The organism is Arcobacter vandammei (assembly GCF_016106035.1).
Taxonomy (GTDB): Bacteria; Campylobacterota; Campylobacteria; order Campylobacterales; family Arcobacteraceae; genus Aliarcobacter; species Aliarcobacter vandammei.
The window spans coordinates 15,324-36,774 of the sequence record NZ_JADKPZ010000002.1 but is presented as its reverse complement, the minus strand read 5'-3'; the positions used below and the strand labels follow the sequence as shown (position 1 = coordinate 36,774).

The window sequence follows — 21,451 nt, the reverse complement described above, 5'->3', positions numbered from 1 at the left end:
AAAGCTAATTTGGCTAAGATAAGAAAAAAGGTTTAAAATGCTAAAAAATGAGTTGGAAATATCTTTAAAAGATTGGCTAAATATTTTAATAATTGGGCTTTTATTTGGTTTTTTCCAATCATTAATCTTCTACTTTTTAAATGAATCTTTACAAAATAGCTCTACAATTATTTTTAGTGTTTCAACAGCTTTTTTTATCTCAATTTTTGCATATATTTTAATAAGCTTTTCAAACAACTTTTTACTTCCAAAAATACCAAATAAACTATGGACTTTTTTTAGCTTAATATTCTCATTTTTATCTGGATTTTTAGGCTTTATTTTAGGCTATTTTATATTTCTAAAAACAGGCTCAAATATAATAATCTTAATAAAAAACTTTTGGTTTTTTCTAGCTATTGTTGTAGGATTTTTAACACTTTTAATAGCTTTGATTTTACATCAATTTGTATCTTTGAAAAATAAAAATAACCAAATAGAAAAAGAGATTTTAGAGTCAAAACTAAAATCTCTTGAAAATGAACTAAATCCTCATTTTTTATTTAATGCTTTAAATTCTGTATCTCAACTAATTTATATTGACAAGAAAAAAGCAGAAGATGCAGTTTTACAACTATCAAAATTTTTAAGAAATGCTATAAATAAAGAGAGTTTAGTTACACTTGAAAATGAGATTTTAATGGTTCAAACTTATGTTGGAATTGAGAATATTAGATTTGACAATAAAGTAGTTTTGCATATAGATGATTATAAAGATTTAAAATTTGTAAAAATACCAAAATTTTCAATTCAACTTTTGGTTGAAAATGGTATAAAACATGGATATTTGGGAAAAGAGTTAAATATTTATATTAAATTTAATATAAACTCTATAACGGTTTTAAATGATGGTAAAAAGAGTTCAAATATCAAGTTTAAAACAGGTTTATCAAATTTAGAAAATAGATTAAAAATATTAAATATAGGAAAACTTGAATATATTTCAGATAGTGAAAATATGGCTTTTTCTATTATTTTAAAGGATAAAAATTGAAAGTATTAATAGTAGATGATGAGAGTTTGGCACTTGCAAGATTAAAAAGAGTTTTAAATGATAACAATATTTTTGATGTAGTTGAATTTAGTGACCCTTTAGAAGCTATAAAAGAGATTTCAAAAACAAAATTTGATGCTGCTTTTTTGGATATCTCTATGCCAAATTTTAGTGGTTTAGAACTAGCTGAACTAATACTTAATATTGAGCCAAAAACTTTTATAGTGTTTCAAACTGCTTATGAAGAGTATGCTTTGGATGCCTTTAAAAAAGGTGGAATTGGGTATTTGCTAAAACCTGTTGAAGATATTGAACTCAAAAAAATATTAAAAAAAATATTTTTGTATAAAGATGAAAAAGTTAATAGTTCAAAAAAAATTTTAGGAAAGGTTTCTGATAAAATCTATTTAATTGAGATAGATGAGATTTTTTATATAAAAGCTGATTTAGATGAGATTATTATACGAACTAAAGAGAATTTTGTTTATGCAAAAAAGAAGATTGGAGATTTAGAAGAGATATTAAAAGATAAAAACTTTTTTAGAGTTCACAGATCTTACATTGTAAATGTTGATAAGATAAAATCTATAAAAAGTGTAGAACAATCAAAGCTTGAGATATATTTTAGTGGTATTGATGAGTTTATAGTTAGTTCAAAAGATGGGGCAAAAGAGTTTAGAGAGTATTTAGATAAAAAAAGTATATAAATTGGCATTAAAGTAGTACCAAAAATTTTAAATTCTATTAAAATTTTAAAAAAAGAGGAGTAAGTATGCCTACATCATCTTGTATAAAGTGTCAAACTTTACCAATAATAAAAGATAAGGAATCTAATCTTATTTTTGGTTTTGAGGTTGTTGAGTTGTCTAAAAAATTTAGAGATTTTTTAGATGACAGTGGTATTAATTATTTAAAAGAGGATAGTTTGACAGTTGTTGTAAAAACTTCTTCTTTTATTGAGTTTTTAAGTAATCTTCTTTCAAAAAATATTTTTAAAAAACATGAAAGAGAAGCTATTTATATTCTTAGTTTAAGTGAAAATGAAAAGCTCGATTACTCAAAAATTAGAGATGTAAAGAGTTTGGAAAAGTACAAAAATTTAATCTCAGCTCAAGAGTTATCATCTTTACTCTCAAAAGGTGGTTTAACAGCACATTTTCAACCAATTTTAGATGTAAAAACTAATACAATTTATGGTTATGAAACTCTTGCAAGAGGTGTAAATGAGGATGGAACATTAGTTTATCCAGATAAACTTTTTACTTGGGCAAAAGATGGAGATATGCTTTTTTACTTAGATAGAGCTTGTAGAGAGAGTTCGCTAAAAACTGCTGCTATTAAAAATATTAGAGCAAAGGTTTTTATAAACTTTATTCCAACAGCAATTTATGATCCAAATCACTGTTTGCAATCTACTGTAAAATGGGCGAAATCTTTAGAGTTCGATCCAAAAAATGTAATATTTGAAGTTGTTGAGAGTGAAAATATAGAAGATATTGAACACTTGAAAAATATTTTGAATTTTTATAAATCAAAAGGTTTTATGGTAGCATTAGATGATGTTGGAAGTGGATACTCCTCTTTAAATATGATTGTTCAACTTTTGCCTGATATTGTAAAAGTTGATAGAGAAATAATAAAAGATATTGATAAAAATAGAGCAAATCAATCTGTTTTTGCAGCTATAGTAAATATTGCAAAAGAGAATAATATTACAGTTTTAGCAGAAGGTATTGAGACTAAAGAGGAGTATTTATACTTAAAAGACAACGGTGCTTCATTGGTGCAAGGTTACTACTTTGCAAAGCCATCTTCGGAGCCAATTAGAAAAATTAATTTTTAAGGAGTTAAAAATGTTAAAAGAGATTTTATTTACAGGACTTGGTGGAGCGTTACTTTTAAAAGAGCGAGTTGAAGAGGAGTTAAAAACTCTTGAGGAGAAAGGAAAAATAAAAACTTCTGATGCAAAAAGTTTTTTAGAATCTTTAGAGCAAAAAGGAAAAGATGAAGATGAGAGAGTTAAAGCTAAGATAAAAGAGATGTTTAAAGAGGTTTTAGATGAGTTAGGAGTTGCTACAAAAGCTGATTTAGAAAAATTAAAAGAGGATTTAAAATAAAAACTTTTTTTATATATCTAAAACTTTTTTCGCCTTTTAGAGTCTATTTAATTTTTAGATTTTTGCTATCTCTTTTTTTACTTATCAAAAAAAGGGATAGTTTTTTGTTGATTAAACCATTAAATCCAAAAAAATTAAAAGAGGCTATTTTTTATTTGGGAGCAAGTTTTATAAAACTTGCTCAAGTTTTGGCAACTAGGTCTGATTTTTTTTCAAAAGAGTATTTAGATGAACTAAAAGAGCTTCACGATAAGCTTCCAAAAATGTCTAAAAAAGATTTTGAAAAAGTTTTAAAAGACTCTTTTCAAGATGATATTTTTAAAAATTTTGAAGATGAACCAATAGCAAGTGCTTCAATAGGGCAAGTTCATATTGCATATTTAAAAGATGATACAAAAGTTGCAGTAAAACTTAGAAGAAAAAATATAGAAAAACAAGTAAGAGTTGATATAAAGATATTAAATTTTTTTAACAAATTTTTTAGACCACTTTTTTCATACTACACAAAAAACTCTATAGATGCTGTTATAAGTGAGTTTTCAAGTATGATAAAAGATGAGACAAATCTTAGTATTGAGCTTGAAAATCTAAAAAAATTCTCCAAAACTTATGAGGATTGTGAAGTTTTATTTCCTAAACCTTACGAAGAGTTTTGTAGTTCTAGTGCTATTGTTATGAGTTTTATGGATGGTTTTAGGTTTGATAACAAAAACTCTTTAGAGAAATATGATATTGATTTTAAAGAAATTATCTCAAAACTTGTAAATTTTTATACAAAACAGATGTTAATAAACGGTTATTTTCATGCTGATCCTCATCCTGGAAATTTGCTTGTAAATACAAATGGAGATTTGATTTTACTTGATTTTGGAATGGTTAAAACTATATCAAATGATTCAAGAGTTGCAATTATTGAGCTAATTGATGGTGCAAATAAAGAAGATTTTGAAACTTTTGTAAAAGCAAATAAGAAACTAGGAACTATTAGTTATGAAGCACCTGAAAGTTTGATGATTGAGTTTAGTCAAAAGATGTTTGATATTTTTTCAAATGATAATTTATCTAGTGAATCTATGCAAAAACTAGCATTTGAAGTCTTAGAAAGTACAAGAGATTTACCATTTAAGCTTCCAAGTGATGCTGTTTATATATTAAGAGTTAGTGCAATTATAGAAGGTCTTGGAACAACTTATATAGAAAATTTTAATGGTGTAAAAGATATTTTACCAATCTTAAAAGATAATATTCCAAAAGCTTTGGGTTATAAAACAACTCTGACTGAAAATATTATTGATGAGATTGAAACTCTTCCAAAGCTTATAAAATCTTTTAAAAATATTCTACTTAAAAGTTCAAAAGGAGAACTTGAAGTTTTATTAAACAAAGAGCAACTAGATTTTATAAAAAAAGATTTAAAAGAGTATTTTGGCTCTTATTTTAAAATATTTGCCCTAATGTTATTTGCTATATTTTTAATATTTTATGATGAAAATCTAAAAAATATTGCACTTATTTTAGTATCTTTTGCATTTCTTAGAGTAATATTTCTAAAATAAATATATTAACTAGCACAAAAGCCCTACAAACAATCATAAATTTCATGTAAATTACTATAAAAAATAGGAATTTATATGAAAAGAGCAATAGTTTTAATGAACATGGGAGGACCAAATAATATTAATGAAGTAAAGGTTTTTCTTCACAATATGTTTAATGACAAATATATTATAGGTGTTCCGCAACCAATTAGAGCAATAATTGCAAAATTAATAATTTTTAGAAGATTAAATATTGCAAAAAAAAACTATGAAGAGCTTGGCGGAGTTTCTCCAATTGTTGGATATACAAAAAGATTAGTAAGAAGACTTCAAAAAGTTGTAGATGCAAAAGTTTTTTATGAAATGAGATATACTCCACCTTTTGCAAAAGATATTATGAAAGATTTAAAAGAGTATGATGAAATATATGCAATTCCTATGTATCCACACTACTCAAAAACTACAACTTTGTCATCAATTGAAGATTTTATGAAGTGTGCAAAAGAGCATAAAATAGATAATAAAATCAAAACTATAAATAGCTACTATGATAATATCTTTTATAATCAGGCTATCGTTGATAGAATAAAAGAGTGTTTAAATGGTGATGATTCAAATGATTTTGAACTAGTTTTTTCAGCACATGGATTAACTCAAAGAACAATAGATAAAGGTGATTTATATCAAAAACATATTTTAGCAAATGTAAAGTGCGTAAAAGAAGAGTTAAAAAAACAGAATATTAATTTCAAAAAAATAGATATTGCATATCAATCAAGAGTTGGTCCTATGAAATGGCTTCAGCCATATATGGAGGATAAACTAAAAGAGCTTGGAAAAAAAGTTATTATTTATCCCATTTCATTTACAGTTGATAACTCTGAAACTTTGGGTGAGCTTGTTTTAGAGTATGGAGAGTTAGCAAAAAAATATGGAATAGAAGATTATAGAGTTGCAAAAGCACCAAATAATAATCCTTATTTTATAGCAGCTTTAAAATCTATTTATGAGGATTTAAAATGAATAAAATATCAAATATATTGTTAATTATTTTTACAACTTTATTTTTCGTATCTTGTAGTACAAAATATGATTATGATCTAAAAACTGTACAAAATGTTGATTTAAATAGATATATTGGTTCTTGGTATGAAATTGCTAGATTTGAACACTATTTCCAAAAAGATTGTAAAAATGTAAAAGCAAACTACACTTTAAAAGATGATGGTAGAATAGATGTTTTAAATAGTTGTACAAAAATATCTACAAATAAATATAAACAAGCAACTGCTATTGCATATAGTGTAAATAGCTCAAATAGCAAATTAAAAGTTAGTTTTTTTAGACCATTTTATGCTGATTACTGGATTTTGGATTTAGATAAAGATTATAAATATGCGATTATTGGAACACCTTCAAAAGAGTATTTATGGATAATTTCAAGAGAAAAAACTATAGATGATAAGCTTTTGAACTCTCTTTTAAAAAAAATAGAAAATCTAGGATTTGATAGTTCAAAACTTATTTTTACAATTCAAGATAATAAATAAAAAAGGAGATTCTATGAAAACTGTTGCAATATCAGGAGCTAGTGGTTTTGTTGGACAAAATTTAGTTAATTATTTAGAAAAACAAAACTATAAAGTTTTAAAAATCTCAAGAGAAATTTTAACAAACTCTACAAAATTAGATGAGATTATAAAATCTTGTGATGTAATTATAAATTTAAATGGTGCAAATATAATAAATAGATGGAGTGAGAGTTATAAAAAACTTTTGATTTCAAGTAGACTTGATACTACAAAAAAACTTGTTGAATCTCTAAATAGAGTTGAAAAAAAAGATAAACTATTTATATCAACATCAGCTGTTGGAATTTATGACAATAGTGCTAAATATGATGAAAATGGCTCTTTCTCAAATGATTTTTTATCAACTCTTTGTCAAAATTGGGAAAAAGAGGCACAAAAAGCAAAAAGTGAAAGTGTAAAAGTTGCTATTTTTAGATTTGGAATAGTTTTAGGAAAAAATGGTGGAGCATTTCAAAAGATGATAACTCCTTTTAAACTAGGTCTTGGTGGAATTATAGGAAGTGGTAAACAACACTTTTCATATATTCACATAGAAGATTTGATAGAAGTTTATAAGTTTGTAATAGAGAATAGCTTTGATGGAGTATTTAATTGTACAGCTCCAACCCCTACGACAAACTATGAGTTTACAAAGACACTAGGAAGAGTTTTAAATAGACCAACTATTTTTCCTATCCCAGAGTTTGTTTTAAAACTGATATTTAGTGAAGGTGCAAAAGTTTTAACTGATGGGCAAAGTGCTGTTCCTAAAAGGCTTTTGGAGTTTGGGTTTGAGTTTAAATATAAAAATATAGAAGAGTGTTTAAAGGAGATTTGTGGAAAATGACAAAACTATATATTAACAAAGTAAAAGTTTCTTCAGAAAAGTATGAAAAAAAACTATAAAAAAAGAGTGAAAATAAATTTTCACTCTTTTCTACTTTTATATTAAGTTTATTAAACCTTAATACCCAAACATTAAATCTGGAAGCCATAAAGATATAGCAGGAATATATGTGATTAGAACCAATCCCAAAAGAAGAACCAAAGTCATAGGTAATGAAGCCTTTATAACTTGTCCCATGGATAGTCCTGTAATCCCACTTGCAACAAAGAGGTTAAGTCCAACAGGAGGAGTTAGCATCCCTATTTCCATATTTACAACCATAATAACCCCAAGGTGAATTGGATCAATTCCAAGTGCAATTCCAATAGGAAGTAGAAGTGGAACTGTAATCATAACAACAGAACTAGGCTCCATAAATTGTCCCATAATTAAAAGTAAAATATTTACAATAAGTAAGAACATTATAGGGCTTACATTTGCTTCTAATATCATTTGAGTAATTGTTTGTGGAATTTGCTCATCTGTTAAGAAGTGTGCAAAAAGCATAGCATTTGCAATGATAAAGAAAATCATAGAGCTTGTTTGAACTGAATCAAGTATAATTTTATATAAATCTTTCATTTTAATATCTCTATAGATAAAAAATGAGATAAATAAAGCATAAAATACACTCACAGCCCCTGCTTCAGTTGGTGTGAAAATACCACCATAAATTCCCCCAATAACCACAAATATAATTAATAATGCCCAAAACGACTCTCTAAATGTTTTAAATATTACAGAGAAACTTGCCATTTTAGTAGCTTTAAAACCGCTTCTTCTAGCTAGTATATATGTTGCAATCATCATCATACCACCTATCATAAGACCTGGAATTACCCCAGCCATAAATAGTTTTCCAATAGATTCATCAGCACTAACACCATAAACAATAAATACAACAGAAGGTGGAATTAAAATTCCTAATGTTCCAGCAGTTGTAATAGTACCAATAGCAAATTGCTCATTATATCCAGCTTGTTTAATAGCACCATACATAACTGAACCAATAGCAGCAACTGTTGCAGGAGAACTTCCACTAATAGCAGCAAAAATAATAGATGCCAAAATAGCAGCTATTGGAAGCCCACCTGGAAGATGTCCAACTAAACTTTTTGCAAAGTTAATAATTCTAGCAGCCGCACTTCCTCTTGAAAGAAGCGAACCAGCTAGAATAAACATTGGAATTGCCATAAGTGTATATTTATTTAAACCATTAAAAATATTATCAACTATTCCCATTAAATCATTATTTGTATACAAAAATGCAGATGCAAGAGTACTAGCTCCAAGTGCAACAGCAACAGGAACTCCAATTAACATCAAAGCAAAAAGTAAAATAAAAAGTGTAGCTATAACCATAACTATTTTTCTCCCTTAATCTCTTCTATAATAGCTTCGTGTTCGCTAAATAGTTTGATATTATTTGCATCTGTTTTATAAAGTTCTATAAGTTTTTCAAAAACTCTATAAGCTGCAAGTAAAAATGCAATAGGAACAACTAGTTGTGGTATCCATAAAGGAACTTGTAAATCAACATTTATCTCTTCAAATTCCATTAAGAATAGTGTAAGTTTATATCCCAGAAAAGATATAAAAAGAAGATACAAAATAGACAATAGGTTTGCAAAAATTAAAAAAGCTTTAAGTACAGATGGAGAAAATTTCTCTATTAAAATAGTAATAGAAATATGAGCTCCTTGCTTAAATCCATAAGCTGCTCCAAAAAGTGCTGACCAAATAAAAAAGTAGTTTGTAAGCTCACCAGCCCATGGTAAACTCATATCAAAGGCATATCTTAAAACTACATTCAAAAATGCTAGTGAAACTCCCAAAACCATACCGTAAACGGCTATGGTTTGGTTGATTGTACCAACAATAATATCAAAAATATTAAACAGTTTTTTCATAATTCTTCTTTATTATTTTGTTTCAAGAGCTTGTTTGATTAAATCTTCACCAATTATATTGTAGAACTTAGGATAAACACCCTCCATAACTTTTCTCCAGCTCTCTTTTTGTGCATCATTTAACTCAATAATTTCAAGTCTTTTTGATTCAGCTGCATATTTTCTAAGCTCTTCCATAAATTTAATATCTTCAGCTGCTGCTGCTTTTCTCTCTAAGTCTGTTGCTTCTTTCATAGCTTGAGCCACTTTTTCTTGTAAATCAGCAGGTAAGCTATCCCAGAACTTTTGATTCATAACAACTAAATATCCTAAATATCCATGGCTACTTAAAGTTAAGCTAGATTGAACTTCGTGGAATTTTTTTGTATAGAAGTTTGAAAGTGGATTTTCTGTCGCATCAACAACACCTTGTTGAAGTGCTGAGTAAACTTCTGAAAATGGAAGAATTTGTGGATTTCCACCAACAATTTTAAACTGCTCTTCTAAAACTTTTGAAGATTGAATTCTAAATTTTTGCCCTTTTGCATCTTCAGGATTTACAATAGCTTTTTTAGAGCTTGAGAAGTGTTTAAATCCAGCATCCCAATAATCAAATGCTTTCATCTGTTTTTTTGCATCAACAAAACCTTTAAGTTTTGCTCCAACTTCTCCATCCATAACTTTGTATAAATGATCTTTATCTCTAAATAAAAATGGTAAGTCAAAAAGTTGAATTTGTGGTACGATTGAAGGGAATTTTGAAAGGCTTGGCATAATTAATTGAACATTGTTCATAGCCAAAGCTTTCATCTCATCTGCATCACCATATAGTGTTGAGTTTGGGAAAACTTGAACATCAATTTTTCCAGCTGTTAGTTCCTCAATTCTTTTTTCTAAGTAATCAGCACCCATTCCTTTTGGTGTACTAGCACTTACAACATGGCTTATTTTCATCACATAATCAGCTGCCAAACTAGAAGTTGCTAAAACAGCCGCCGTAATTGTTCCTAAAACTACTTTTTTCATAGTGATTCTCCTTAATTTTTGAATAAACTTGATTATATCAAAAAGTTATGTAACTATTATGTAAGAAAAAAAGTATTTAAAGAATTTCCAAAACCACCTTTATTATTAAGTTTATTGCTAAAATTGTAAGCAATACCTTTAAAATAATTGCAAATTTTTTACCATCTATTAGGTTTCTAGCCTTTGTTCCCACAAAACTGCCCAAAACTGCACCAAAAATCATAGCTAATATAATAGTAATATAATCAGAGAAAACAAAACCAAAATATATAAATACAACAACTTTTAAGAAGTGAGTTATACTCATAAGTAAAGCACCAGTTGAAACAACCTTATCTTTATCTTTGAAATCTTTAAATAATAGTGTCATAGTAAGAGGTCCAGTAGCTCCAACAACCATAGAAAGACCTGTTTGAAAAAAACCTGCTATATAGTAGTTTTCATATTTTTTTATCTTTTCATTAAATTTTTCACTCCAAAGAGATAATAAAATATAAATTCCTATAAAAAGAGGAACATATTCAAGTGAAATTAAAGATAAAATTCCTGCAAAAAAGGCAATTCCCAAAAAAGAACCAATTAAAAATTTTGGAACAACACTATAAACTATATCTTTTCTTCCAAAATAAGCCCGACTAAGATTACTTGAAACTTGTGTAAGTCCGTGAACTGGAATTAGTGCATTTGTAGGCAAAAATGATGGCAAAATTGCAATTAACATCATTCCTCCACCAATTCCAACAACAGCAGCCACTACAGAGGTAAAAAATGTAAGTAAGCCTAAAAATAACTCTTCCATAAAAATCCTAAATAAAAATTATTGAAAAATACCAAATAAAGCCTTTATTATTTAAGTTTAACTATAATTCGCCTTTTAAAAAAAGGAAAAATTATGAAAATAGCACTATTTGTAACAATAATTTTTACAAATTTTTTGTTTGCAAACTACAATTATACAGGTGATAACAGTGGTAAAATTGATATGCATGGCGGAAAAGGTGAAAATTTAATAAATAAAAATAACTCTTTATCAAATAAGAGCTTAAATAATATAGGAATTACAAAACCAACTCCACCAAAAGCACCAGAAAACTTAATCAAAGAAGAAAAAAAAGAGAAAAAGGAAGATAAAAAATGAGAAGATATAAACTAGTTTCTTGGAATGTAAATGGTATTAGAGCTGTTGATAAAAAAGATGCTTTAAAATGGGTTGATGAAGCAAATATCGATTTTTTAGGTCTTCAAGAGACAAAATCACAAATAACTCAGATACCAAAAACTATTTTTGAAAAAGAGTTCAAACATCTACTTGCAAGTGAATCAAAAATAAAAGGACGAAGTGGAACAGCACTATTTAGTGATATAGAACCAATTTTTCAATCTACTTGTTTAAGTGTTGATATTTTGGATGAAGGAAGAATAAATGAGTTTCATTTTTCTATCAAAGATAAAAATATTGCTCTTTTTAATGTATATTTCCCAAATGGACAAAGTGGTGATGAAAGACTTGAATATAAAATGGGATTTTATGATAGATTTTTAGAACATTGTGAAAACTTAAAAAAAGATGGATTTTCTATAATCGTTTGTGGAGATGTAAATACAGCTCATGAAGAGATAGATTTAGCAAGACCAAAAGCAAATGAAAATACAAGTGGTTTTTTAAAAATGGAGAGAGATTGGATAACAAAATTTTTAAATCATGGGTATATTGATACTTTTAGGCTCATAAATGGCGATATAAAAGATAAATATTCTTGGTGGAGCTATAGAGCAAATGCAAGAGAAAATAATGTTGGCTGGAGAATTGACTATTTTTATATAAGTGATGACTTAAAAGATTTTGTAAAAGATGCCTATATTTTAGATAATATTTTTGGAAGTGACCACTGCCCTATTGCTTTAGAGATTGAAATTTAAATAATTTATTTTTCTTTGATTTTAGTGAATTTTGGATAGAATCTGTACCCTATAAAATATATGGAGCAAAAAAATGTTTGGATTTGGAATTGGTGAAATTCTTTTAATTGCAATTGTAGCAGTTATAGCACTTGGACCTGAAAAATTGCCCGATGCAATGGTTAAAATAGCAAGACTTTTTAATACTGTAAAAAAAGGTCTAAATGATGCAAAAACAACTCTTGACAATGAACTAAATATTAGTGAGTTAAGAAATGAAGCAAACAAATTTAAAGCCCAAATAGAAGATACAAAATCTTCATTATCAGTTGATACAAAGTTTGATTTAGGTCTTGATGATATATTAAAAGATGATTTAAAAAGTGATACAAAACAGACAAATCAAAATAGTGAAGTAGAAAAAATAAAAGAGAAATTTGCAAAAGCAAATGAAGATAAAGCTATAAAAAAAGATGAGGAAATAAAATAATGTTTGATGATTTAAAACCTCATATTGCTGATCTTAGAAAAAGGTTGGTTATATCTGCTATTTCTATTACTATTATGTTTTTTGTATGTTTTGCTTTTTATGAACCAATTTTAGATTGGATGATGGCGCCAGTAAAACATGCTCTTCCTGCTGGAACTTCTATGATTGCTGTTGAAATTCAAGAGACATTTTTTACAGCTATGAAAGTTGCATTCTTTGCAGGATTTATCTTATCTTTACCAGTAATTTTTTGGCAATTATGGCTATTTTTAGCTCCTGGACTTTATGACCATGAGAAAAAACTAGTTATTCCTTTTGTATTTTTTGCAACTTTAATGTTCCTTATTGGAGCATCTTTTGCTTATTATGTAGTTGTTCCTATTGGTTTTGATTTCTTAATTGCTTTTGGTAATAGTGTTGTTAGTGTATTACCTAGTATTGGGAAATATGTTGGATTTTTTACAAAACTTATGATTGGTTTTGGAATAGCTTTTGAACTTCCTGTTATTACATTTTTCCTTGCAAAAATAGGACTTGTAACAGATGAAACTTTAAAAGGATTTTTTAGATACGCAGTCGTTTTAATATTTATAGTTGCTTCAATTTTAACTCCACCAGATGTTATAAGTCAGATTTTAATGGCTGTACCTCTACTATTTTTATATGGAGTTTCTATTTACATAGCAAAAGTGTTTAATCCAGCAGTTAAAGAAGAAGAGGAAGAAGAGTAATTGAGCGATTTTTTAAAAACTTCTAGCTATGATTTTATCTTACCACAAGATAAAATAGCAACTTTTCCAGTAACTCCGCCAGATAGTGCAAAACTTTTAGTCTATGATAGAAAAAACGACAAAATAACTCATACAATATTTAAAGATATTCTGGAGTTTTTGCCAGATGATTTGACAATATTTTTAAATGATACAAAAGTAATTAAAGCTAGAATTTTTGGACAAAAACCAAGTGGTGCAAAAATAGAACTTCTTTTAAACAAAGCTCTTTTTATGGATAGATTTTCTGTAATGATAAGAGGAAAAGTAAAAGTTGGAACAAAACTCTTATTTGATAAAGATTTAATAGCTGAAGTTTTGGAGTTAAATCTTGATGGAAGTCGTATTGTAGAATTTAGTCAAAATGAAAAAAGACTTGATTTTATATCTCTTGTGGAAATTTTAAATGAAATTGGACATATTCCTTTGCCACCATATATGCAACGAAATGACACAAAAGAAGATGAAATAAACTATCAAACTTTGTTTGCAAAAAAAGATGGAGCAGTTGCAGCTCCTACTGCATCTTTACATTTTACACCAAAACTTCTTGAAAAATTAGAGAAAAAATATGGTTTAAACTATCTTACACTTCATGTTGGAGCAGGAACTTTTAAACCTGTTGATGTTGAAGATATTTTATCTCATCCTATGCATAGCGAATATTTTGAAATAGATATAAATACTAAAAAAAATATTGATAAAGCAAAAAATATTTTAGCAGTAGGAACAACAGTCACAAGAACTTTAGAATACTATGCAAGAACAAATAAAATTCAAGGTGAATGTGATTTGTTTTTAAATCCACAAAACAGACCAATAATTGTAAATCATCTTTTGACAAATTTTCATTTACCAAAATCAACTTTGATTATGCTTGTTGCTTCATTTATTGGACTTGAAAAAACTTTGGAACTTTATAATATTGCTATAAAAGAGAATTATAGATTTTACTCTTATGGCGATGCTATGCTTATCATTTAGTAAAAGTGGAACATTTAAAAGGAGAATTTATGGCATATTTTGTACTTTTTGATACAGAAACAACAGGAGCTTCAACAGAAGATAGAGTTATTCAATTTGGAGCTATGATACTTGATAATAGCGGTAAACTAGAAGTTTATGATGAACTTTGTAGTAGCGAAATTCCCATAAAAATTGAAGCTATGGAAGTACATAATATTACTCCAGATATATTAGAAAACAAAGTAAAAGCAGTTGATACAAATTTTTATAAAAGACTTTTAGAGTTAAATAGTAGTGAAAACTATTTAATAGCTCATAATATAAATTTTGATTTAGAGATGATAAAAAAAGAGGGATTTGAAAATAATTTTTCTTTAATAGATACTCTAAGATGTGCAAAACACCTTTTTAGTGATTTACCTTATCATAGACTTCAATACTTAAGATATGCTCTTGAACTGTATAAAATAGAGCAAGAAGAGGCAAATAGACTTAATATTACTATAAAAGCTCACGATGCAATAGGTGATGTACTTATTATGAAGCTATTTTTATCAAAACTTGTAAGTAAAACTAGAGAAATTTATCCAAATGAAAATCCTATGCAAAAGTTAGTAGAGCTAAGTAGCACTCCTGTATTTATAAAAACTTTTAAGTTTGGAAAATATAAAGGCGAGATTATAGAAGATGTAGCAAAAAAAGATGCAAACTACTTAAACTGGATGTTGTCAAATATGAGTGATTTAGATGAGGATATGAGATATACTTTAAATAAGGTTTTAAAGGCTTGAAATGTCTAGCATAAATGGTGTATCACTATTTTCAAATGTGGGAATTGCTGAAACTTTTATAAAAAACCATAATATTAATATTGTGGTAGCAAATGAACTTTTAGAAAGAAGAGCTGAATTTTATAAACACAACCACCCAAATACAAAAATAGTTCAAGGTGATATTACAAAAAATAGTGTTTTTGAAGAAATTTTAAAGGAAGCAAAAGAGAAAAATTGCCAATTTTTAATAGCAACTCCACCTTGTCAAGGTATGAGTGTAGCTGGAAAAATGCAAGAGAATGACCCAAGAAACTCTTTAATCAAATATGCTGTAAAAATGATAAAAGAGCTAGAACCAAAATATATAATTATAGAGAATGTTATAGGTGTATTAAAAGCTTCAATTTTGGTAAATGGTGAAAAAATAAAAATTGTAGATTTTTTGAAAAATGAGCTGAAAGGTTATTTTATAAATTATAAAATAGTTGATGTAGCAAATTATGGAACACCACAAACAAGAAAAAGAGCTATATTTTTAATCTCAAAAAATAGACTTTGGGAGTTTCCAAAAGAGCAAAAAACTATAACAGTAAGGGAAGCAATAGGACATCTTCCAGCTTTAGAAAGTGGTGAGAACTCACATATTCCATATCACTATGCAAAAGAACACAACCCTAGACATATTTTATGGCTAAAACATACACCAACAGGAAAAACTGCTCTAAATAATGAAGTCTATTTTCCAAAAAAAGAAGATGGAACTAGAATAAAAGGTTTTCAAACAACCTATAAAAGAATAGAGTGGGATAAACCAGCTCCAACAATCACAATGGCAAATGGTTCTGTTTCTTCTCAAAACAATGTACACCCTGGAAGATTAAAAGAAGATGGAACATATAGTGATGCAAGAGTTTTAAGCTTAAAAGAGATTTTTATTCTTACAGGTTTACCAGAAGATTGGGCTCCACCAGCTTGGGCAAGTGAGAATTTAATAAGAGAAGTAATAGGAGAAGCCATTCCACCTAAACTTATAGATGAGATTCTAAGAACTATTCCAAAGGATTAAAATGAGTGATGTTTTTTGGCAAGGACCTGGAAACGGAAAGGCTTTTGACTCTTTTATTGGCGATAATAGTAAAATGAACAGTAGAAGTATAGGAGTTTTATCTTTTATAAAAGAGTTTTCAAGTAAAAATGGATATATAAAAGAGAGTTTTTTTAGTGAAAATATTAAAAAATATCTAAAAGATAATTATAATGAAGAACCAAATGATAGCCTTGAAACTCACTTTTATAAGCCTTTACTTTTTTATGGATTTGTTCATAGAGATAAAAATTATAATTTATCTTTAAGTATTGAAGGGAATATTTTTTTAAAAAAATATGAAAATAAAAGGTATCTTGAATGCAGAAAAATTTTAATAAATCAACTAGATAACACTTGCTATCCAAATAGTGCAACTCCAAAGGTTAAAAATTTAAACCTTTACCCTTTTAGAATTCTTTTCAAAATTCTTTTAGATAACAAAGAGATAAATACAAATTTTATAAAATCTTCTTTGGTAAGAATTGTAAAATTTGAAGATTTAAAGGATTATATAATCAGTAAAAATTTAAGTGATATTAGTAGTTTTGAGATAAATTCATCAAAATATGAGAAATTTAACACTTGGGTAATAAACTCTTTAGTAGATTTAAAAATTTTAAAAAGAGAAAAAGATATTTTAAAAATTGATGATGAAATGCTTGAACATATAGAATATCTTTATAAAAATGTAGATTATGAAGATATGTTCGGAACTCAAAATGAACAATATTATAATGAAATAAATGTTAGTAGAAAACGAACAAAAAGAGATTATAAAATAATTGATGAAGCTAAAAAAAGAGATAACTTTATTTGTGTAATAGATGAAAAGCACAATACTTTTTTATCAAATGGAAATAACTATACAGAGGGACATCATTTAATCCCAATGTTTCAACAAAAAAACTTTGATTTTAGTTTGGATATTGTAGAAAATATTGCAACTTTATGCCCAAATTGTCATAGAGAAGTTCATTTTGCTGATAATAAAAAAGAGATATTAAATATCTTATATGAAAAACAACAAGATTTTTTAAACTCTAATGGAATTGAGAAATTAGATTTATTTAGTATTTATAAACAAGCAATATAAAATATCACTTGTTTAAAGCAAAATCTATGGCTACCCCTTCTCTTAATCCATCATCTAAAACTATAGAGTTTTGTTTCTCTAAAACTTCAAAAAACATTTTATAAATATATGTCCCTACTTCCATAAATTCAACTCTTCCTCGACCAACAAGCTTAGTAGTCTCTTCTATTGATTTTGTTTTTAAAATACTTAAACTACTCTCTAAATCACTATAATCTAAAACCATTCCATTTATTTTATCTTTATCATAAGAAAAGTAATCCATCCCAATTTTAACAGCTGCTATTGTTGTAGGAGTTCCAGCAGTTGCCACAAAAGGAAAATCTTTTATAGAAAAATCCAAAGTATCCAAAAACTCTTTTATTTCATCTTTTCTTTGCTTCAAATCCAAAAAAAGCTCTCCAGTTTTAAGAGATTTTTGAGTCATTGTAACTATTCCAAAATCAAAACTTCTACTAATAAATTTATCTTTTAGATTGATTGTAAGCTCTGTTGAACCTCCTCCAATATCCAAAACCATAAAATTTTCTGTATCAATTTTTTCTCTTTTTAAAGCATATTTAATTGCGAGAAGAGTTAATCTAGCCTCTTCATCTGAATCTATTACTCTAAAATTTGCTCCGCTATTTTTTGATAAATACTCTAAAACTTCTTTTTGATTACTAGCTTTTCTCATAGCAGCTGTTGTTACACAAATTGCATCTTTTGGATTAAAATTTAGCTTATCTGAAGCAATTTTTAAAGCTTCTAAAACCCTATTTTGTGCTTCAATACTGATTTTTCCATTATTAACTAAACCATCAGCTAAACCAACAACTTTATGAAATTCATCAAGAATTTTAAAATTTTTACAATCAAATCTCAAAACTCTAAAAGAGTTTGAACCTAAATCTATTGAGATAACTTCGTTTATCATAAATGTTTTATTTTTATTTTAGAATTTAGTAAAAATCCAATAACCACCATCATTCCTAAAACAAAGTATTCGTGAACAAATCCTGTTAAATAAACTAAATAAACAAGCCAAAGTAAAATAGCTCCAAGAGGTGTGGGAACTCCTGTAAAGTATTTCTCAACTTCCCCTTCTTCGGCATTTAGATTAAATTGTATCAATCTTCTAAGACCTGAAATGATGTAATAAACAAATACAGCAGCTATTATTGCCATATTAAAAAACTCTTCTTTGCCATTGAAAATTGCAAAATAGATAAACATGGCAGGAACTATAACAAATGATAAGAAATCAGCATAAGAGTCAAGTTGAATTCCAAACTCTGTTGAAAGGTTATATTTTCTAGCAATTTTTCCATCAAAAATATCAAAAGCTCCAGCTAACCAAGCAAAAAGTGCAGCTGCAAAAAACTCATTATGAGTTAAAAAATATATAGCAAAAACTCCACTAGCAATGTTAAAAAAAGTTACAATATTTGCTAAATTAAAGTGACTATATTTGTTGAATAAGAAATTCATTCTTCCTCTTTTTTGTATATTTTATATCGGTTTCTACCATTGTTCTTTGCCAAATATAAGGACTCATCGGCCATTTTATATAGCCTGTTAGCAGATATATAAGTTTTTGACTCATAAAGTACTGCTCCAATAGAAACTGAAACCAAGTCTAATATTTTACTATTTTTATGCTCAATTTGTAATTTGATGACTTTTTCATTTAACTCTTGTAAATAATTTTTCAAACTATCTTCATTTATATTAAACAATATTACTCCAAACTCTTCACCACCTAATCTAAAAGAGTATTCATACTTTTTTGAGAAATGCTCTTTTATACATTGTGAAACTTTTTTGAGTGCAATATCACCCATATCATGCCCATAAGTGTCATTATAATCTTTAAAATAATCAATATCTATGATAACCAAAGCACTATTCCAAGTGTTTTCATTTGAAATAAAAGTCATACTATCAAAAATAGTATCAAAATGTTTTCTATTATAAAGATTTGTAAGAGCATCTGTTATTGATTCTATTTGATATTTTTTATTTAAAATTTGAAGCTGTTTATCTTTTTTAATAATCTGATATACAATAAAAAGAATTATAATAAAGGCAAAAATCAAAATAAATAATATATTATAAAATATATAATTTTGCATTTGTTCATACTCTTCTAAAAAAGCTTTTCTTTGAGAAAATGCCTGTTTTGTCTCATATTTTATTAAAAAATCAGAATTATTTAAATTTCTTTTATACGATTCAATACTATTTTCATCAAAAGATTTTATAAGTTCAGAATTTATGGACTCTATAAGCTCTTTTTCTTTTGCAGTTTTAAAAGATGAGTAGTAGTAACTCCACTCTTCCATTATTGACTTTTTCTCTTTATCTATATTACAATTTTTATCTTGATTTAGACAAATAATAATATTTTCAAAATCACTTTTTATAGCTTGAAGTTTAACAACAGGAATAAAATCTCCAAAATATAGTAAATCTATCTGCTTTTTTAATTTTTCAACTTGAGAGTTGAACAAAATTGCAGAAAAAATAAGTGCCATAAAAACAGTAAATACCAATAGTAAAAGTTTTAAAATAGTTGATTTAAAAAGATTAGTGAACATAAAAATTATTTTAGCAAAAATATCATTAATTTATATAAAAATAATAAAATTTATGTTAGTATAAATTTAATTAATAGTAGAGTTATTTATTGGATTAAAAAAATCCAAAAAGGAGATTAAAATGAGAATAGATAATAATTTAGGAGCTATGATTAGCTCTAGTCTTCAACTTCAAGAGAATGTTTCAAATATATCTGAAGTTGCTTCTGTTGTTGGTGATCCAGAACTTCAAGAAGTTGCTGGAGATTTGATGGAAACAGTTGCAGGACAAATTCCAGAAATTATCTCATATAGTGCAAATGCAAAAAGTATTGAAGTTCAAGGTGCAGTTTTAGATAGATTACTTGATTTAAAGGCTTAAATCTAATTTGGAGCTAAGATTAATTTCTTAGCTCAAATTTTTATTTTCTTTTATAAATTTTCTTAAATCTTCTAGTTCAAATTCATTGAAAACTTTAACTCCATTTTCTTCCAAAAGTCTAGCACTTAAGCCTTTCTCTTTTATAAGTGTTGAAGAAAAAGTTCCATCGTAAACCTCTGCATTTCCACAAGATGGGGATTTCGATTTTAAAAGTGCAACTTTTATACCATTTTCAAGGCAAATATCAAGAGTTTTTTTTGCACCAATTAAAAAATTTATTGTTACATCATTTTGTTCTATATCAACAACTTTAAAAGGCTTATTGTGGCTTATTATCTCAGCTTTATTTCTTGGTATTGTTAAACCACCAGCAACTTCTGGACAAATAGAAAAAATCTCATTATCACACATAATATCCATAAAAAGTTCTTTTTGTGCAAATTTGAACTTAGGATTTAAAGCAATACTAGAGTTTGCTCCGTCATATCTTGTATCTTCACCTAAAAGACAAGAAGAAACTAATATTTTCATATGTTTTCATCTTCAAAAGAAAGTTTTATATCTTTTAAATCTTTATAAAAGAATGTAGGAAGTTGTATATTACTAAAAGCTGCTTTCATAGATACAAAAATCTTTGGATTTTGCTCTTCTAGTTTTGCTAAAAGCTCTTTTGTTGTTGCTCTTGCATGTGGCATTTTCACATCAAATCTAAGACCTGGACAGGCTTCATCTCCAATTACTCTTATTTCATTCGTACTAGCAAAAGCTCTTAATTGCCGCTCTCTACAAAAGATTAAAGGTCGAATTACTTCTAACCCATTGTTTGCAGTATATTTTGGAGGCATTGTTCTCATTGTTCCATTATAAAAGAAGTTCATAAAATATGACTCCATAGCATCATCTAAATGGTGTCCTAATGCTACTTTATTGTATCCTTGTTCTAGTGCTGTTGTATATAAATACCCTCTTCTCATTCTTGAAAAAAATGAACAAAAAGATGAATTTTTTCTTATTTTTTCTCCTGCAAGATCAAAAATTTGAGTGTCTATTATCTCGTGTTCAATTCCATGCTCTTTACAGTGATTGCTTAAAAACTCAACTTGTTCACCCATTCCATAAGTAATTGTAACTGCTTTAAAATCAAATTTAAATGGTGCTTTTTTTTGCATTCTATTTAGTGTATGAAGAAGAGTTAATGAGTCTTTTCCACCACTAAAACCTACCATTACTCTATCACCCTCTTTTATTAAACCGTAAGTTGCATTTACTTTTGCTACATTTGATGTTATTTTTTTGCTTATTTCTACCAATTTAAACATTCCTAAACTATATTTTTTTGGGATTATATCTAAAAAGTTTTAATAAACTATTTT

General features: G+C 27.3%; 26 protein-coding genes. 17 read left to right on the top strand and 9 right to left on the bottom strand.

Annotated features, from left to right (window positions below; all coding sequences use genetic code 11):
- The first annotated feature begins 37 nt into the window (after positions 1 to 37).
- The 8 genes from IQC44_RS01340 (at position 38) to IQC44_RS01305 (ending at position 7,106) form a co-directional block, all read left to right on the top strand.
- Entirely contained in the window at positions 38 to 1,033 is a 996-nt protein-coding gene (locus tag IQC44_RS01340; RefSeq protein WP_198304401.1) for a sensor histidine kinase, read from the top strand.
- Positions 1,030 to 1,740, top strand: a complete 711-nt coding sequence (locus IQC44_RS01335) for a LytR/AlgR family response regulator transcription factor (protein ID WP_198304400.1) — start codon at positions 1,030 to 1,032, stop codon at positions 1,738 to 1,740. The genes IQC44_RS01340 and IQC44_RS01335 overlap by 4 nt, the downstream gene beginning before the upstream one ends.
- A gap of 65 nt (positions 1,741 to 1,805) precedes the next feature.
- The gene (locus IQC44_RS01330) at positions 1,806 to 2,876 is read left to right on the top strand and encodes an EAL domain-containing protein (protein WP_198304399.1); all 1,071 of its coding nucleotides are present in this window, start codon (positions 1,806 to 1,808) and stop codon (positions 2,874 to 2,876) included.
- A 10-nt stretch (positions 2,877 to 2,886) separates the two neighbouring features.
- On the top strand, positions 2,887 to 3,150 hold the full coding sequence (locus IQC44_RS01325; RefSeq protein ID WP_198304398.1) for a hypothetical protein: 264 nt from the start codon (positions 2,887 to 2,889) through the stop codon (positions 3,148 to 3,150).
- A gap of 188 nt (positions 3,151 to 3,338) precedes the next feature.
- Positions 3,339 to 4,706: an ABC1 kinase family protein gene (locus tag IQC44_RS01320; protein WP_257120156.1), complete on the top strand. Its 1,368-nt coding sequence runs from the start codon at positions 3,339 to 3,341 to the stop codon at positions 4,704 to 4,706.
- A 75-nt stretch (positions 4,707 to 4,781) separates the two neighbouring features.
- On the top strand, positions 4,782 to 5,711 hold the full coding sequence (gene hemH / locus IQC44_RS01315) for a ferrochelatase (protein ID WP_198304397.1): 930 nt from the start codon (positions 4,782 to 4,784) through the stop codon (positions 5,709 to 5,711).
- Entirely contained in the window at positions 5,708 to 6,238 is a 531-nt protein-coding gene (locus IQC44_RS01310) for a lipocalin family protein (RefSeq protein ID WP_198304396.1), read from the top strand. The genes hemH and IQC44_RS01310 overlap by 4 nt, the downstream gene beginning before the upstream one ends.
- 13 nt (positions 6,239 to 6,251) lie before the next feature.
- Positions 6,252 to 7,106, top strand: coding sequence for a TIGR01777 family oxidoreductase (locus tag IQC44_RS01305; protein ID WP_198304395.1), 855 nt, complete (start codon positions 6,252 to 6,254; stop codon positions 7,104 to 7,106).
- Between the two features lie 117 nt (positions 7,107 to 7,223).
- On the opposite strand, the gene IQC44_RS01300 is transcribed toward IQC44_RS01305, so the two are convergent.
- The 4 genes from IQC44_RS01300 to IQC44_RS01285 all read right to left on the bottom strand — a co-directional run bounded on the left by IQC44_RS01300 (position 7,224) and on the right by IQC44_RS01285 (position 10,859).
- Positions 7,224 to 8,507, bottom strand: a complete 1,284-nt coding sequence (locus IQC44_RS01300) for a TRAP transporter large permease (protein WP_198304394.1) — start codon at positions 8,505 to 8,507, stop codon at positions 7,224 to 7,226.
- Positions 8,508 to 8,509: 2 nt separating this feature from the next.
- On the bottom strand, positions 8,510 to 9,055 hold the full coding sequence (locus IQC44_RS01295) for a TRAP transporter small permease (protein ID WP_198304393.1): 546 nt from the start codon (positions 9,053 to 9,055) through the stop codon (positions 8,510 to 8,512).
- A gap of 12 nt (positions 9,056 to 9,067) precedes the next feature.
- The gene (locus IQC44_RS01290; RefSeq protein ID WP_198304392.1) at positions 9,068 to 10,060 is read right to left on the bottom strand and encodes a DctP family TRAP transporter solute-binding subunit; all 993 of its coding nucleotides are present in this window, start codon (positions 10,058 to 10,060) and stop codon (positions 9,068 to 9,070) included.
- A gap of 76 nt (positions 10,061 to 10,136) precedes the next feature.
- Positions 10,137 to 10,859 (bottom strand): sulfite exporter TauE/SafE family protein, encoded by a 723-nt coding sequence (locus IQC44_RS01285; RefSeq protein WP_198304391.1) that lies wholly within the window; start codon positions 10,857 to 10,859, stop codon positions 10,137 to 10,139.
- A 93-nt stretch (positions 10,860 to 10,952) separates the two neighbouring features.
- Here IQC44_RS01285 and IQC44_RS01280 point away from each other — a divergent pair, with 93 nt between their 5' ends.
- The 8 genes from IQC44_RS01280 (at position 10,953) to IQC44_RS01245 (ending at position 17,138) form a co-directional block, all read left to right on the top strand.
- A complete protein-coding gene (locus tag IQC44_RS01280; protein WP_198304390.1) occupies positions 10,953 to 11,198 on the top strand; it encodes a hypothetical protein in 246 nt (81 codons plus the stop codon).
- Complete coding sequence (locus IQC44_RS01275) at positions 11,195 to 11,980, top strand: exodeoxyribonuclease III (protein ID WP_198304389.1); 786 nt, start codon at positions 11,195 to 11,197, stop codon at positions 11,978 to 11,980. Before IQC44_RS01280 ends, IQC44_RS01275 begins: the two co-directional genes overlap by 4 nt.
- A gap of 73 nt (positions 11,981 to 12,053) precedes the next feature.
- Positions 12,054 to 12,449, top strand: coding sequence for a Sec-independent protein translocase protein TatB (tatB, locus tag IQC44_RS01270; protein ID WP_198304388.1), 396 nt, complete (start codon positions 12,054 to 12,056; stop codon positions 12,447 to 12,449).
- Positions 12,449 to 13,180: a twin-arginine translocase subunit TatC gene (gene tatC, locus IQC44_RS01265; protein ID WP_198304387.1), complete on the top strand. Its 732-nt coding sequence runs from the start codon at positions 12,449 to 12,451 to the stop codon at positions 13,178 to 13,180. Before tatB ends, tatC begins: the two co-directional genes overlap by 1 nt.
- Positions 13,181 to 14,203 carry a tRNA preQ1(34) S-adenosylmethionine ribosyltransferase-isomerase QueA gene (gene queA, locus IQC44_RS01260; protein ID WP_198304386.1) on the top strand — a complete coding sequence of 341 codons (1,023 nt, stop codon included), beginning with the start codon at positions 13,181 to 13,183 and terminating at the stop codon, positions 14,201 to 14,203.
- Positions 14,204 to 14,232: 29 nt separating this feature from the next.
- Positions 14,233 to 14,976, top strand: coding sequence for a 3'-5' exonuclease (locus tag IQC44_RS01255; protein ID WP_198304385.1), 744 nt, complete (start codon positions 14,233 to 14,235; stop codon positions 14,974 to 14,976).
- A 1-nt stretch (position 14,977) separates the two neighbouring features.
- The gene (locus tag IQC44_RS01250) at positions 14,978 to 16,024 is read left to right on the top strand and encodes a DNA cytosine methyltransferase (RefSeq protein WP_228286217.1); all 1,047 of its coding nucleotides are present in this window, start codon (positions 14,978 to 14,980) and stop codon (positions 16,022 to 16,024) included.
- A 1-nt stretch (position 16,025) separates the two neighbouring features.
- Entirely contained in the window at positions 16,026 to 17,138 is a 1,113-nt protein-coding gene (locus tag IQC44_RS01245) for an HNH endonuclease (protein ID WP_198304384.1), read from the top strand.
- Positions 17,139 to 17,142: 4 nt separating this feature from the next.
- Here the strand turns inward: IQC44_RS01245 and IQC44_RS01240 are convergent, their stop codons facing one another.
- The 3 genes from IQC44_RS01240 to IQC44_RS01230 are packed head-to-tail and all read right to left on the bottom strand — an operon-like array spanning position 17,143 to position 19,717.
- Positions 17,143 to 18,054 carry a Ppx/GppA phosphatase family protein gene (locus IQC44_RS01240; protein WP_198304383.1) on the bottom strand — a complete coding sequence of 304 codons (912 nt, stop codon included), beginning with the start codon at positions 18,052 to 18,054 and terminating at the stop codon, positions 17,143 to 17,145.
- Positions 18,051 to 18,608, bottom strand: coding sequence for a CDP-alcohol phosphatidyltransferase family protein (locus tag IQC44_RS01235; RefSeq protein ID WP_198304382.1), 558 nt, complete (start codon positions 18,606 to 18,608; stop codon positions 18,051 to 18,053). The genes IQC44_RS01240 and IQC44_RS01235 overlap by 4 nt, the downstream gene beginning before the upstream one ends.
- Positions 18,605 to 19,717: a GGDEF domain-containing protein gene (locus tag IQC44_RS01230; protein ID WP_198304381.1), complete on the bottom strand. Its 1,113-nt coding sequence runs from the start codon at positions 19,715 to 19,717 to the stop codon at positions 18,605 to 18,607. The genes IQC44_RS01235 and IQC44_RS01230 overlap by 4 nt, the downstream gene beginning before the upstream one ends.
- A gap of 121 nt (positions 19,718 to 19,838) precedes the next feature.
- On the opposite strand from IQC44_RS01230, the gene IQC44_RS01225 reads away from it, so the two are divergent.
- Positions 19,839 to 20,078, top strand: coding sequence for a hypothetical protein (locus IQC44_RS01225; protein ID WP_198304380.1), 240 nt, complete (start codon positions 19,839 to 19,841; stop codon positions 20,076 to 20,078).
- A 27-nt stretch (positions 20,079 to 20,105) separates the two neighbouring features.
- Here IQC44_RS01225 and IQC44_RS01220 read toward each other — a convergent pair whose 3' ends face one another.
- Positions 20,106 to 20,609 carry a 2-thiouracil desulfurase family protein gene (locus IQC44_RS01220; protein ID WP_198304379.1) on the bottom strand — a complete coding sequence of 168 codons (504 nt, stop codon included), beginning with the start codon at positions 20,607 to 20,609 and terminating at the stop codon, positions 20,106 to 20,108.
- Positions 20,606 to 21,388: a PP-loop family protein gene (locus IQC44_RS01215; protein ID WP_198304378.1), complete on the bottom strand. Its 783-nt coding sequence runs from the start codon at positions 21,386 to 21,388 to the stop codon at positions 20,606 to 20,608. The genes IQC44_RS01220 and IQC44_RS01215 overlap by 4 nt, the downstream gene beginning before the upstream one ends.
- Positions 21,389 to 21,451 lie beyond the last annotated feature (63 nt).